This is a genomic window from Brevundimonas sp. (genome assembly GCF_965279155.1).
Lineage (GTDB): Bacteria > Pseudomonadota > Alphaproteobacteria > Caulobacterales > Caulobacteraceae > Brevundimonas.
Map to the genome: position 1 here is coordinate 1,466,231 of NZ_OZ257138.1, position 14,036 is coordinate 1,480,266.

Below are 14,036 nucleotides of genomic sequence, written 5' to 3' on the forward strand. Positions count from 1 at the left end.
GGCGGCGGCGGTTCAGCGACGGCATGGGATATCCTCGGTCTCGATGGTGTCGAGGATGTGCGGTCTCACGCGTTTGCGCGCCTCAGAACGTCGTCAGGCGGCATAAAGGCAGGATCTGAGACCTGCTGACGATACCGGGAGGGCGGCAGGCCATATCGGGTCTGGAAGGCGCGGTTGAAACTGGCCTTGGAGGCGAAGCCCATCTCGAAGGCCAGGTCGAGCAGATCGGTGTCCTTGCGGGCCGCGAGCGCCTCAGCCACACCCTCGGCCCTGAGACCATTGACGAAGGTGGAGAAATTGACGCCGAGCCCGAGGTTGATCGCTCGTGACAGCCGCCCGCTGTTGGTGCCCATACACCGGGCCAGACGCGGCAAGGTCAGCGCCGGCTCGCGCCACCAGCCTTCGGCACGGGTGCGGGCCGCAAAGTCGGCGGCGATGGCGCCCCAGTCAGGCGCGATGCGCGCGGGCTCGTCAGTCACCGGCATATCTTCAGGGACGAACGTCTCAGGGAGGCCGGCGTGTCGCCAGCCCGAAACCCCGAGATAAAGGCCCAGGGCGCCGAGCGCGAAATAGAGGCCGGCCTGTTGGAAATAGTCGATGCCGCCGGTCAGGGCGGACCAAAGCCAGAAGCCGACTTCGACGAGGAGGCCGAGGACAATGGCCGCTCGCACTCGGCCGAGCCAGCGCGCGGAGAACAGGTCGTCGTCGCTGCGGGCGTCGGCCAACCGGCGTCGGTAGTCCCTGAGCACACGGCCGATGGCCCAAGCGTAGGCGCCGAGGCTGGCCATGGCGAGCACGTCGAGGACAGGGGCCGCCACCTCGCGGTGAGCGCCTGTGTACCAGGCCCATTTAACGTCCAGCGGCAGGAGGAAGCAGGCCCCGAAATAGAGGAACTGCGCGAGAGGCGGGGCCATGCGCCAGGCCATGCGGTGAGGCAGGCGTCCGGCCTGTAGCGCATGGGCATAGGCGTACAGCAGGGGGCCTAGAGCCAGGGGGATGGCGAAGGGCGCGAAGGTCAGGCCGCGCCAGAGATCGTAGGCGCCCGCAAACCCGATGGCATAGGGGATCAGAAGGCCTGCAATGACCAAGAGGGCGCCGGCCAAAAGGCGGTTGGCTGTCCGTCGCGTCGAGGCGGTGACGAGAGCGATGGCGATGGCGGTGATCTGAACGGCGATTAGGCCGAGAAGCGCCGTTCGCCATCCGAAATCGAGTTGGAGTTGGTCCATCACCCGACGCTAGAAGCTGGGGCCGACGAGGGGAAGTCTTCCTCGCGCCCGATCCAACACAGTTCTCAAAGGGGCGGAACCGTATCTCGCGCCTTGGTTCGGGATCCGGCGGCGCCGGACATGAGCCCGGCAATCCTGTCGATATCCTGAGCGCTTTATGAAACTGACGCGATCCGACTGTAGGGCGACGCCTGTCGTACGCTGCATGAAGGTCGTTCTGCTTGGGGATCGCCGCCCGACATCGTTATCGGGTTCGGGTTTCGCGGATTTCGGCGCTGTGCCTGGCGTCTGCGGTCAGCGCGATGTCGTGTGCGCCTGCCGCCGCCGCCGTCTGCGCCGGCCCCACCTTGAGCGACGAGCTTTTGAGCCTGTCTCGTCGCTCCGACCTGCGTGTCGTGTTCAATCCCGTGCGTCTTCGCGACCGCTGCGTCTCAGGATTCAGGCGCTCAAGCGATACGCGCGCCGATCTGCGGCGACTGGCGCAAATAGCGGGGATGGATCTGGTGACGCTGGGAGGCGGTCTGTACGCGCTCAATGTCAGCAGACCGTCCGCACGCCCGGCGCCGAACCTTGAGAACGCTCCTGTCCATCTAACCGACATCATCGTGATCGCCCCATCGGCCAGTCCGGACCTGTCGAGCCTCTGGATGGAGCGGTTTTCGGCCCAGAGCGTCGAAACCCTGTCGTCGCAACAGATCACGGATTTGCCGACGTCCTCGGTCGCAGAGGCTCTGCGACTGGTGCCCGGCATCCAGCTGGACACGCAAAGGGGGACCGGCCTGCACGTCACGGCGAGAGGCCTGGACAGCCCGTTTCAACTCGTTCAGGTCAATGGACGCAGCTTGGCGCTGAACGAACTGATCGAGAACGGCGGGCCGCGTGGCCGCAGCTTCCGTTTCGAGACCCTGCCCGGCGAGTTCGTCTCCGATGTCGTCGTCAAGAAGACGGCGACCGCGTCGGACCAGGGCGGCGCCGTCGGCGTCACCATCGATCTGCGGACGCCCCGGCCGCTTACGATCGGGACCGGCGGCGCGATGTCGATGCACGTCGCCGACAACAGCCTGAGCGGCGGCCCAGGCTATGGCGCGTCGGGCTCGATCAGCTGGGTTCGGGGCGACGGCGACCTGGGCCTGCTGGCCTCGGCCCTGGTCGAGACTCGCCAGGTTCGCAACGATCGGTTCTTTCAGTTCCAGTGGATGCGGGGCCCGTTCAGCGGGGTCGTCGGGCCGGACCTTTACGTCCCCGGTCGGGTAAGGCCGACGATCGAGCTGGAAGAGCGACGCCAGCAGGCGCTGAACATGACCCTGCAATGGCGGCCCGCGCCGGGACATCTGACGGAGATGGACCTGGTGGCGAACCGGCTGGAGGTCGCCTACGATGAGTTCGGCCTGGATATCTATCCGCAGGCGACCGGGGCGCGCTTCGTCCCCGGATCACAGCGTCTGATCGGCGACACCGTCGTGGCGGGCCAGATCGAGAACGTGCGGTGGCTGGCCTCGCATGAGACCAGCTTCAATCGCCACGATCTGATCTCGCTCGGGGTCCGGCACAGCTATGTCGCGGAAAACTGGAGCGTAACCGGGGACCTTGCCTGGTCGCGGGCCGAAAGCGGACATCCGGATGGGCGGGGCACATCGCGCAGCCGGCTGGCCTTCACGGCCCCTCTGACGTTCGACTTCTCAGGGGGCTATCGCGTCTTGCCGACCCTGGACACGTCCACGAACTACAGGGATCCCGCCGTCTTCTCGGGCTGGACCTACGGCTATGCGCCCAAGCGGTCAGTGGACACGGACACGGCCTGGCGGCTGGACCTGGAGCGACGACTGCAAGGCCCGGTCGACAGGCTGCGCGCCGGGATCTTCGCCCAGAGACGCACGCGCGATTATCGCCGCAGGGACTGGTTCCTCGACGGGCTGAAGGGCGTTCCCCTGTCGGCGCTCAGCCAGGCCTTCTATCAGCCCCTGCCGTTCGACGACTTTCTGTCCGGGGTCGCGGGCGGTGGACCGCGCATGTGGCTGTCGCCGACAGCCGATGCCTATCACGCCGCCCTGTTCACGAACGCCGTCGCAGCGTCCGACCTGACGGTTCAGGACCGGGCCGCCTCCTACAGTGTCCAGGAGGCGGTCGGCGCGGTCTATGTCGAAGCCCTCGCCGGACTGATGGTCGGCAGCATACCCGTCGACGGCGTTCTCGGGCTGAGACGAACCACGACACGCCAGACATCCCAAGGCTTCGTCGACGACGGCGGGCAAGGCCTTCCGGTCCGCTTCGACCACACCGACGGGGCTTGGCTGCCCAGTTTGAACGTCAAGGCCGAGCTGAGGCCCGATCTGGTGGCAAGGGTCTCGGCGGCGCGCGTCACGACACCGGCCAACCTGACGGATATCGCACCGCGCCTGACGGCCTCGTTCGACAATGGTCTGGCTAACGGCGGCAATCCGGGTCTGGCGCCCTATGCGGCGGACGCCGTCGATCTTGGGCTGGACTGGTACGCAAGCTCTGCGCAGGTCTTTTCGATCGCGGTGTTTCGCAAACGCATGGCCCCTTTCACGACCTCCGAGGATCGCCCGATCATCCTGGCGGGCCGGACGTTGGAGCTGTCCACCACCGTCAGCGGGGGCGAGGCCACGCTGACGGGGCTGGAACTGGCGGTGCGAGGGCGTATTCCGCTGCCGGAGGCCTTGCCGGGCCGGCTGACGATGGGTGGGGCCTATACGGCAACCGACGCCGCCTCGTCGTTTCGGGCAGGCAACCGCGAGATTGTCGATCAACTGGTCGGGCTGTCGCGATCCAGCCTGACCCTGACCGCCGGCTATGAAACGCATGGCGTCACGGCCAACATCGGCTGGTTCTGGCGCGACCGATATCTGAACAGCTATGGCGGCACGACGGTCGGCGAGGAGTATGTCGCGCCGATCGGCCTGCTCGACGCCCAGATCGCCTGGTCGATCTCGCCCAGCCTGACCCTGGTGGCGGAAGGCTCCAACCTGACCGGCGCCCGCAAATATCTGTATGGCGTGAACGAAGACCAGCCCAAGGAGATCAACGCCTTCGGACGAACCGTTCAGCTGAGCCTGCGCTGGCGTCCGGCGCCATGGTGACCAGGCCAGCCCCCCCAAGCGCGTCGGCCCTGCTGGCGCGGGCCAGACGGTTCGACGCCCTGGTCGCGCGCTTTCGCAACCCGCTGATCCAGTATTTCCGCAAGCGCGGCATCGCCCTGCCGGACGCCGAGGACATGGTTCAGGACGTGTTCCTGAAACTGCTGCGAAAGATGGATGCCGACACCGCCGATCTGTCTGACGGTTATGTCTTCAGCGCCGCCTCCAGCGTCCTGATCGATCATCACCGCCGATCGATGACGCAGCCAACGATGAAAGGCGTCGATCTGGACCCCGAGCATGGCGCGAACGAGCCTTCGCCCGAAACGATTTTTGCGGATCGTCAAGCCCTGCGCGTTATGCTGAATGAGCTTCCCGCCATGAGGGAGATGTGGAGGAAGGCCTTCGTCTTGAACCGGTTCGAACAGCTTAGTCACGAAGAGGTGGCGCGCCGGTTGAGGATTTCAGTCAGCTCGGCCGAGAAAAGCGTGGCCCATGCCGTCGCCCATCTGCGTCAAAAGCTCGGACGGGACCGCGATGGTTGATCCCGCCGCGACGCATGTTCTGGACGAGGTGGAAAGGCTGGCGCTCTGCGGATTGCAGGGCCGACTGACCCTGGAAGAGGCCGCCCGCCTCGACGACCTGTGCGCCGCCTCGCCCGAGGCGCTGGCGAGGGTCAGGGACCTGAGCGACGTCTGGATGCTGAGCGCCGTCGCCGGGGTCAAGACACCCGCGCCAGCCTCTTTGCCTGTGCGTCTGGACCGTCGATGGGTCATGTCCGCAGCCGCCGTGCTGGTCGCCGCCATCGGCCTGACCGTATGGTCGCTCAGGCCGGCGGACTCGATAATCTACGCGGCGCCGCCCGAGGCCGTGCGGATCGTTCTTCTGGCCGACGGCAGCCAGGTGACGCTGAGCCGCAGCGGACGGATGCGGGTCGCGATGGACGCTCAGGGCCGCAAGGTCGATCAACTGACGGGAGAGGCCTTCTTCGACGTGGCGCACGACACGACGCGGCCCTTCGTCGTCATGACCGGCGGACAGCGGCTGACGGTGCTGGGCACACGTTTCAATGTGACGCCCGACGCCGAGGGTCTGCGAGTGGACCTGCTCGACGGGCGGCTGCGCGTTCAACCCAGCGACGGCGGGGCCGGCGTGGTCCTGCAACCGGGTCAGGGGTTCAGGCAGAACCAGACGCCCCGCGTCGTTCCGATCGACGTCGATGGGGCCGCCGCCTGGACGCAGGGTCGGTTGATCTTCGACGACGCCCCCCTGGCGGAGGTCGCGTCAGGGCTCCTGCGTCACACGGGCCAGACGATGTCGTTCGCGTCGCCTGACGTGTCCAGGCTCAGGTTCTCTGGCGTCTTGCGGGTGGATCGACCGCAGGAATGGACCACAGCGCTGGAGAGCGTGCTGCCGGTCCGAACGACCCCTGTCGTGGGCGGCATCCGGGTCTCATCGACGGACGGCTGAGGGGTCGCCTCACAGCCCTTCGTGAAGGTTTCGCGAAGAATTCCGGGGGTGTCGCCAAGCCCTCGTTCTGCCTGTCGAGCATCATGAACGACCGGGAGCGCCCCGGCGTCGATGCCGACAGGGGATACTATGTTCGACATCACACTCGGCCGTCTCACGGCTTCCACCAGCCTGACCGCGATCCTGGTCGCCCTGGCGTCGCCCTCCTTCGCCAACGAGCCCGTGTCGGATCCGCTGGACCAGCAGGCGACCACCGTCGGCGAGATCGTGGTGACCGGCCAACGCAGCGTGACCGCGATCCAACAGGAACGCGCCGAGGCCGAAACGATCGACATCGTCGAAACGGGCGACATCAGCCTGAACAGCCAGACCAACATCGCCGACTTGGCGCGGCGCCTGCCCGGCGTTTCGGTCGGCTTCGACCAGGGCCGCAACCAGACCGCTACGGGCGAGGCCCAGTACGCCAGCATCCGCGGCTTCGACACCGCCTACAACGCCTACACCCTGGATGGCCTGCGCCTGCCGCAAACCTCGGGTGGACGCTCGATCTCGCTGAACCTGTTCTCGCCGTTCGCGGTCGGCGGCATCAATCTGGACAAGACGCCCGGCGCGACCAAGGACGCCGATTCCATCGCCGGCGTCGTCGATCTGACCACCCCCAGCGCGTTCGACTTCAACGGCTCCATGACGCGTTTCCGGGCCCTGGGACAGTTGGCGCAGCTGGCCTATGACCGCGATCAGGACGCGCTCGGCGGGGCCATCGGCATCGACATCGCCCGCCGGTTCGGCAGCCACGGCCAGTTCGGCCTCTATGCCGCAACCTACTATGAGCAGCGCGACAACGCCGCCGAATCCGTCGCCGTCCAGAGCGAGTATCGCCCCACCCAGGGCGGCGTCGGCAATGCCCGTCAGAACGGCGACGCCCTGTCCGGCGTCGGCATCCAGTGGAATTTCTTCAACAACAAGGTCGAACGTTACGGCCTGACGACCGCCCTCGACTACCGCACGACGGACTTGGATCTGTTCGCGCGCGTCAACTACGCCGCCTATAACAACACCAATGACATGAACCAGTCGGGTCTGCGCAACGAGCTGACCAGCACGATTGCAGGCGTGACTCCGGTCGTCGTTCAGACCAACCCCAACGCCAGCTCGAACCCCGGCGGCAATGGCTACAACGCCGCAGGCATCTACACGCCCTACGGCATCGGCCCCGCCAACTACTACCGCACCGAAGACGTGGAGCAGGAGATGTTCTCGGCCCAGATCGGCGGCAAATATCGCTTCGGCGCGCTGACCGCGTCGCTGGAGGCCGCCTATGCCGACGGCCGGTTCGACTCGCCTCAGCGGATCCAGGCCGGCTGGCGCGCCATCTCCTACATCGGCACGCCCGGCAATACCGGCGTCGCGCGCGAAGGCCTGGTGCTGGACCTGTCGAACCCGCGTTCGCCCCAGCCGATCCTGTCCACCGGAGCGGCCGCCTTCGCCTCTGACCTGAGCGGTCAGGGCCAGCGTTACATCGTCGAGGGCTACGAATATCTGTCGGAAGACAAGTCGACGGTGAAGGGAGATCTGGCCTGGACCGGGACCGGCGTGCTGGCCCACGTCGCCGTCGGCGGTCTGTACGAGAAATCCAACCGCGAGGGTCGTATCCTGGACGGCGACGATCGCCTGTTCAGCTTCCGCACGCCGACCCAGGGCGGAACCCTGTACAACGGCGCCGTCGTGGTCGGCCCGACCATGGCCCAGGTTCCCGGCACATTGGTGACCAACTTCCTAGGCGGGTCGATCGCCCGGCCGATGATCCTGGTCAACCGTGATTTCATCCAGGCCCAGATCGATCGCTACGTCTCGATCGACCAGCCGACGGCGCTCGAAATCAACCGGGGTCTGTCCAGCGGCGAAGAAAGCCGGGCCGCCGCCTATGCGACCGCGACCCTGTCGTTCGGCGATCTGCAGATCATCCCCGGCCTGCGGTACGAGGACAACAGCTTCCAGGCCCAGTATTATCTGAACGACGCGGACGGAGCCCGTTTCATCTCGGCCGATCGCGACTATGACCATCTCGATCCGACGCTTCTGGCCGTGTGGCGTCCGAACGATCAGATCGTGGTTCGAGGCGCCGCGCGCTCCAGCTACACGCGTCCCTCGTTCGCTCAGCTGGCCGGCCCGACCAGCATCAGCCGGGACGGGGGCGGCGCGATCATCGCCATTTCCCAGCCCAATCCCGACCTCGCCCCGGTGGAAGCCTGGAACTACGATCTGGGACTGGAATACTATGGCGCTGACGGCGCCGTCTTCCAGGCGGCGGTCTATCACAAGGCGCTGGAGAACCTGCTGGTCACCAGCATCAATGTGCCCACGGTCATCGACGGCATCACCTACAGCCGTCCGGAAAACGGCCTGAGCGGGACCGCGACAGGGATCGAACTGTCGGGACGCTACAGCCTCGCAGATGTCCTGGACGGCGGCCCGTTGTCGGGCTTTGGGATCGGCGGCAACATCACCCTGCAGGAAACCGAGGCCGACTATCGCGTCTCCGCCTCGGAAACCCGTACCGGCATGCTGCCCCAGGCCCCGGACCTGATCTACAACGCCGAGCTGTTCTATGAGATGGGCCGTCTTCGCGCCAACCTCTGGTACAACTACACCGGCAAGCGTCTGGCCGCGATCCAGAACACCCAGCCGGACGTCTTCATTCAGCCGCTCAGCCAGCTGAACCTGGGCGTCGCCTATTCGATCACCCCGATGATCGAGGTCGGGGTGTCGGTCCGAAACCTGCTGGATGCCGAGACCTACTGGACGACCATCGGCGAGGACAAGACCTACATCGCGAACGACCGTAACGGCGGTTACCTGGAAACCGGACGCGTGTTCCAGGTCAGCCTGACCGCGACCTTCTGATCCCAACGCCGTTCAGCCCCCCCGCCGAGACCCTGGTCCCGGCGGGGGATCGCCGACTTGTCTGGAGCGTCCCGATGCTGAAACTGTCCCGTTTGATGATCCTGATCCTGGGCCTGTTCATCGGTTCGCCGGGATGGGCCCAAGACGCCGTCGACAGGCCGTCCGACATCGTCATCGACGGCGTGCTGGACGGCAGCGCCGGCGCGACGGTCTTCGACATACCTTTCGAGGTTCCAGCCGGCGTCCGCAGTGTTCGCGTCCGGTTCGTCTTCGACCGACAGGCCGGGGCCTCGGTCTGGCTGGGCCTGTATGATCCCGATAGATTTCGGGGTTGGGGCGGTGGCGTGAAGCGCGATTTCACGGTCGCCGAGGCGTTTGCGACGCCGTCCTTCAATCCGGGCCGAATACCGCCGGGTCGGTGGCGCATCGCCGTCACGGTTCCGCAAATCCGACCGGACGCCCAGGTCCCCTATCGGGTCCGCATCGATCTGGGCCAGGAAACCGATGCTTCGGCGGATGCTTTTTCCACCATGCCGCTGGCGGCGACGCCGGGATGGTACCGCGGCGACCTGCATACCCACACCGGCCACAGCGACGCAGCCTGCCGCAGTCTGGGCGGGCGCTCCACCCCCTGCCCCCTGTTCCTGACCCTTCAGCAGGCGGCCGAGCGCCACCTGGATTTCATCTCGATCACCGACCACAATGTGACCTCCCATTTCGCGCCCATGGGTGAACTGGCCGCCTATTTCGACACCCTGGTTCTGCTTCCAAGCCGTGAAATCACGACGACCCTGGGCCACGCCAATCTGATCGGATCGATGGATCCGCTGGAAACCGATCTGGGCCGACCCCAAGCCGAAACCGCGAACCGACTTCTGGCCGCCGCCCATGCCACCGGCGGGTTTTTGTCGCTCAACCACCCTGCCCTCGCCTCCGGCCCCGACTGCGTCGGTTGCGGCTGGACGGCGGCCGACACCGACTTCACCCTCCTGGACGGCATCGAGGTGGTCAACGGCGGCACCATCGCCGAACTGCCCGCAGGCCCTGAGGCCGGCGCGGCCTACCACCTCGCCTATTGGCAGGACCTGCTCAGCCGCGGGTATCGACTGACCGGGATCGCGGGCTCCGACAACCACGACGCCGTCCAGCATCTGGAAGCGGATCCTCCGATCGGACCGCAGTCCCCCGTCGGGCGTCCCACCACGGTCGTCCACGCACAGGAACTGTCGCAGGCCGGCATTCTGGCGGGACTAAGGGCAGGACGGGTCTTCATCGACCTCGGCGACCAGCCTGGACGGCTGCTGGATCTGTCGGTCCGCTCGGGAACGCAGGTGGCCTTGATGGGAGAAACCCTGACCCACAATCTGGCGAACGCGGCCTTGCCGTTCGAGGCCAGCCTGACGGTGCAGGGCGTCCCGATGGGCGCGGTGACCTTGCTGATCGACGGGCAGCCGACCCCGGCTCCGGTCGTACTCGCCGCCACGGAAGCGCAACAGAAGATCGTCATCACAGGCCAAGCGAACCCCGCGGCCCGGTGGATCCGCGCCGACGTCCATGACAGCCAGGGCCGTCTGATCCTGGTCGGAAATCCTGTCTATCTCAATCAGCACCGCCTCGCCGCCACCGCAAGAGACAGCACGCCTGCGACATTGTCCGCCGCCAAACCCTAAGCTCGCAGATCGTGTTTGATCGCATTGTTCTGGTCCGCCGAGAAACGCGGTAGCCAAGCGGCACGTGCGACGAACTAGGTTTAAGCCCGGATCATCGTACCGAAACCGGCGCCTTCATCGCCAGAATTTCGCGGGTGCGGCGGGTGATCCCGTAAAGCATGCCGGGCTGGGTTTCGTCCCAATCGACCGCCTGGCCCTCGGCCTCGATGCCCAGCGTCTCGACGTGGTCCAGCACGCCGCCGCCCATCGGAAGCGCTACGACGTAAAGCTCGGGCAGGTCGTGACCGGTCAGATACAGCCGCCCGTCCGGCCCCCAGCCGCCGCCGGAGATGCTCAGGGGCGCGATGCGCTCCAGGATCGAGGGCGGCAAAGCCCATCCCTCCAGCCGGCGCCACTGGTCGTCGAAACGGACCAGGGTGGTGTGACGATGGTCGCGCGGGGCCTCGCCGCCTCGCCCATCATAGTTAGCGAACAGGGCCCACCACGATCCGTCGTGACGATCGACCCAGGTGATCGAGCCCGTTCCCAGGCCCAATGACAGGCTGCGCTTGTGATGCAGATCGGCGGGATCAAACACCTCGACCGTGCTGACGTGGGGCGTGGCGGGGAAGTTGGAACTGGCGCAGACCAGTTCGGCCGCAATCAGATTGCAGGAGTTGATGTGAGGAAACCGCGCGCGGTCTCCGGTCCATTCCGCCTGTTTCTCCCCACGGGCCTTGTCGTAGCGGACGATGGACCAGTTGGACACGGCATAGACGGCGTCCGGCCCCACCGCCACGCCCTGGCGCGCATCCGATGCATAACGCCGCACGGTCTCTGCCCGCCCCGCCAGGACGACCGGCGCAGGCGTGGCGTGTTCCACAGGCGCCGGCGCCGCCTGTACGGCCGACAGCACCAGGGCGGACAGGATCGAGACGGACATTGCGGACCTTTCGAAGGCGAAAGCGACCGCCCCTGGAGGAAGCGGCCGTTCGGACCGGTATCAGAAGCTGGCCGACAAACCGATCCAGAAGGTCCGGCCGTAGTTGGCCGATTCCTGCAGATAGGTGCGACCCGGACCCGTCACTTCGCGACGGCCCGAGTTCGACAGGTTCTGGCCCTCGGCGAAGACGGTGATCCCGTTGTCGAACCGCCAGCTGACCGAGGCGTCATAGACGTGACGGCCCTTCCAGTACTGGTCGGCGTTGGGGATGGTGTCGTTGATCGTCTCCAGGAAGCCGCCGATATAGTTGTGCGACACCCGCGCCTCGATCGGCCCGCGCTGGTACCAGATCGACTCGTTCGTCGTGGTCGAGGGTTGCTGGAACAGGCCCGTGTGGCGCTGGCCCGCCGTGGTCAGGAAGGTGAACTCGGTGTCCAGGAAGGTGGCGTTGGCGCTGACGCCGAACCCGTCGAACGGCGCCGGCAACATGGTCAAGGCCTGCTGGAAGGCCACCTCGACGCCGCGGATCTTGGCCGTCTCGGCGTTCGTCGGGGTCGAGACGATCACCGCCTCCACGCCCCGGCCCACGTCCAGGTTCTGGACCGAGCTGAGGGTGAAGATCTCGTTGGCGATATCCTTGGTGAACAGGGCGACCGACATCAGGCCGTCGGTCGGATAATATTCGAACGACAGGTCCAGCCCTTCGCTCTCGCGCGCCTTCAGGCCAGGGTTGCCGCGTGACAGCGTCGCTTGCGAGCCGTCGAAGCTGACGTTTTCGTTGGCCGCCAGCGAGCCGAAGTCGGGCCGGCCGATGGTGTTGGTCCAGGCGGCCCGCACCACCACGTCATCGCGCACATCCCAGCGTAGGTGCAGGCTGGGCAGCCAGTTGTCGTAGTCGCCGCTGTTCGACACCGGCGTCAGGGTCGCTCCCGTGGCGCGCACGGCGTCCGAACCCACCTCGGTGCTCTCGTAGCGAAGCCCGCCCAGCAGGGTCAGGTCGCCCATGCGGTAGCTGGCCTGGGCATAGCCGGCGAACACATCCTCGGTGACGTCATAATTGCCCGTCGGGGCGGCGGTCACGACGTTGAAGTTGGCGGCGTTGCCTTCGTAGAAGGCCTCGGCCATCGCCACGTCGATGCGCGGCGTCAGTCGATACTGGTCTTCAATCAGTGTGTCCGGACCCGGACGATCGACCTGATCCAGCGTGTAGATGAAGCCGGTCCTGGCCGTGTAGTCGGTGCGGCTGGAGGCGTAGCTGCGGTCGCTGGATCGCAGCACGGCGCCGAACTTCGCCTTCAGGTTCCGCGTATCGCCGCCGTCGTCGAAGGCGAGGTTGAACCGGGCCTGGGTGGTGTTCTCGTCGGTCTCGACCAGCGAGACCCGGCGCTGCTGAAGATTGAACAGGGCCGGATTGCTAAAGGCCGTCGGATTGGTCGGGGTGAAGACCGGGAAGAAGTTCGAGGTGTCGTAGCTGAAGCCGAAGTTGGCGTTCGAAGCCGTGCGGAACTCCATCGAGGTGTTTGGCGTCTCCAGACCGGCCTGCGAATAGACCAGGTCGCCGTCCAGCCGCCATTGCGGCGTGGCGTCCCAGCGGAAGGCGGTGCGTCCCAGGCCGATCTCGCGGCGCGTGATCGGCTGGTTCAGACCGACGATGTTGCGGCCCGTGGCGAAGGTTCCCGAGGTGCGCGTCTGGTTGGTCACGTTTCCGGTCGGCTCGGTGCGGAACTCGGTGCGCTCCTCGTCGTCCTCCATACGGGCGTAAAGCGCCGAGGCCTCCCAGCGGAAGTCCACGTTCGGCCGCCACTCCAGCTTGCCGTTCACGCCCGAGCGCTGCTTGGTGTTGTTGTACCAGAACAGGCGCAACTGGGTCGGCACCTGGATGCCGTTTCCGTTCGCCGCGCCGGAGTTCACGGGCGCGCCGGCGGTCGTGTATTCGCGGATCGAGGGGGCGGCGGATTCGACCTGCGGAATGTCGTAGTCGAGCTGTTCGTGCGAGGCGCCGATCACCACGCCCCATTCGTCGGCCGCGCCGAACCGGCGACCGGCGGCGAAGGACAGGCGATAGGACGGATCATCGTTGCGCACGTCGCCGTGCTGCTCATAGACCCCATACGACGCCATGCCGTTGAAAAAGGGTCTGGAGGCGTCGAAGGCGCTGCGGGTGGCGATGTTGATGACGCCGCCGATGGCGTTGCCGTCGTTCTCGGGCGTCACCGTCTTGATGACCTCGACCCGCCCGGCCATGACCGAAGGCACGATGTCCATCGGCACGGTGCGCGCGCTCTCGTCCACCGAACCGACGAAGGCGCCGTCGATGGTCGTGCGGTTATAGGTCGAGGCCAGGCCGCGCAGGATCGGCCAGCGCGGCTCGCCCTGGTCTTCCATGACGGACACGCCCGGAATGCGACGCAGGGCGGCGGCGGTGTTGTGATCGGGCAGCTTGCCGATGTCGTCGGCCGACACCGCGTCCATGACCTCGAACTCGGCGCGTTTGACGGCGATGGCGGCGCGCTGGGCCTCGCGTTGGCCTGTCACGACGATCTCGTCGACCTCGGCGGCCTGTCCCGCTTCCTGCGCGCGCGCCGAGGCGGCGAAGGCGGCCGTGGCCAGGGCTGTGGTGGCGAGAAGCAGCGGCCCATAGGCCCGCCGTGCGATCTTGATGGTCATGGCATCCCCCGATGTCGATCCGACGACCGCGCCGTAAGGCGAACCGATGACGCTCAGGTCACTGTTCGGCTTCGCCTGG

At 66.4% G+C, this 14,036-nt stretch carries 8 protein-coding genes; 5 read left to right on the forward strand and 3 right to left on the reverse strand.

Translation table 11 applies throughout. From position 1 onward, the window contains the following. Window positions 1-65 precede the first annotated feature (65 nt). Window positions 66-1,226: a helix-turn-helix domain-containing protein gene (locus ACQY72_RS06915; protein ID WP_428156506.1), complete on the reverse strand. Its 1,161-nt coding sequence runs from the start codon at window positions 1,224-1,226 to the stop codon at window positions 66-68. A 302-nt stretch (window positions 1,227-1,528) separates the two neighbouring features. Here ACQY72_RS06915 and ACQY72_RS06920 point away from each other — a divergent pair, with 302 nt between their 5' ends. From ACQY72_RS06920 to ACQY72_RS06940, 5 genes are all read left to right on the forward strand, one after another. Next, window positions 1,529-4,327: a TonB-dependent receptor gene (locus ACQY72_RS06920; RefSeq protein ID WP_428156507.1), complete on the forward strand. Its 2,799-nt coding sequence runs from the start codon at window positions 1,529-1,531 to the stop codon at window positions 4,325-4,327. After that, window positions 4,321-4,869: an RNA polymerase sigma factor gene (locus ACQY72_RS06925; RefSeq protein WP_428156508.1), complete on the forward strand. Its 549-nt coding sequence runs from the start codon at window positions 4,321-4,323 to the stop codon at window positions 4,867-4,869. The genes ACQY72_RS06920 and ACQY72_RS06925 overlap by 7 nt, the downstream gene beginning before the upstream one ends. Then, entirely contained in the window at window positions 4,862-5,794 is a 933-nt protein-coding gene (locus ACQY72_RS06930) for a FecR family protein (RefSeq protein WP_428156509.1), read from the forward strand. Before ACQY72_RS06925 ends, ACQY72_RS06930 begins: the two co-directional genes overlap by 8 nt. Window positions 5,795-5,923: 129 nt before the next feature. Continuing rightward, complete coding sequence (locus ACQY72_RS06935; protein ID WP_428156510.1) at window positions 5,924-8,698, forward strand: TonB-dependent receptor; 2,775 nt, start codon at window positions 5,924-5,926, stop codon at window positions 8,696-8,698. Window positions 8,699-8,772: 74 nt separating this feature from the next. Further along, window positions 8,773-10,368 (forward strand): CehA/McbA family metallohydrolase, encoded by a 1,596-nt coding sequence (locus ACQY72_RS06940; protein WP_428156511.1) that lies wholly within the window; start codon window positions 8,773-8,775, stop codon window positions 10,366-10,368. A 91-nt stretch (window positions 10,369-10,459) separates the two neighbouring features. Here ACQY72_RS06940 and ACQY72_RS06945 read toward each other — a convergent pair whose 3' ends face one another. Continuing rightward, window positions 10,460-11,290 carry a hypothetical protein gene (locus ACQY72_RS06945; RefSeq protein ID WP_428156512.1) on the reverse strand — a complete coding sequence of 277 codons (831 nt, stop codon included), beginning with the start codon at window positions 11,288-11,290 and terminating at the stop codon, window positions 10,460-10,462. Between the two features lie 60 nt (window positions 11,291-11,350). Continuing rightward, a complete protein-coding gene (locus tag ACQY72_RS06950) occupies window positions 11,351-13,957 on the reverse strand; it encodes a TonB-dependent receptor (RefSeq protein ID WP_428156513.1) in 2,607 nt (868 codons plus the stop codon). Window positions 13,958-14,036 lie beyond the last annotated feature (79 nt).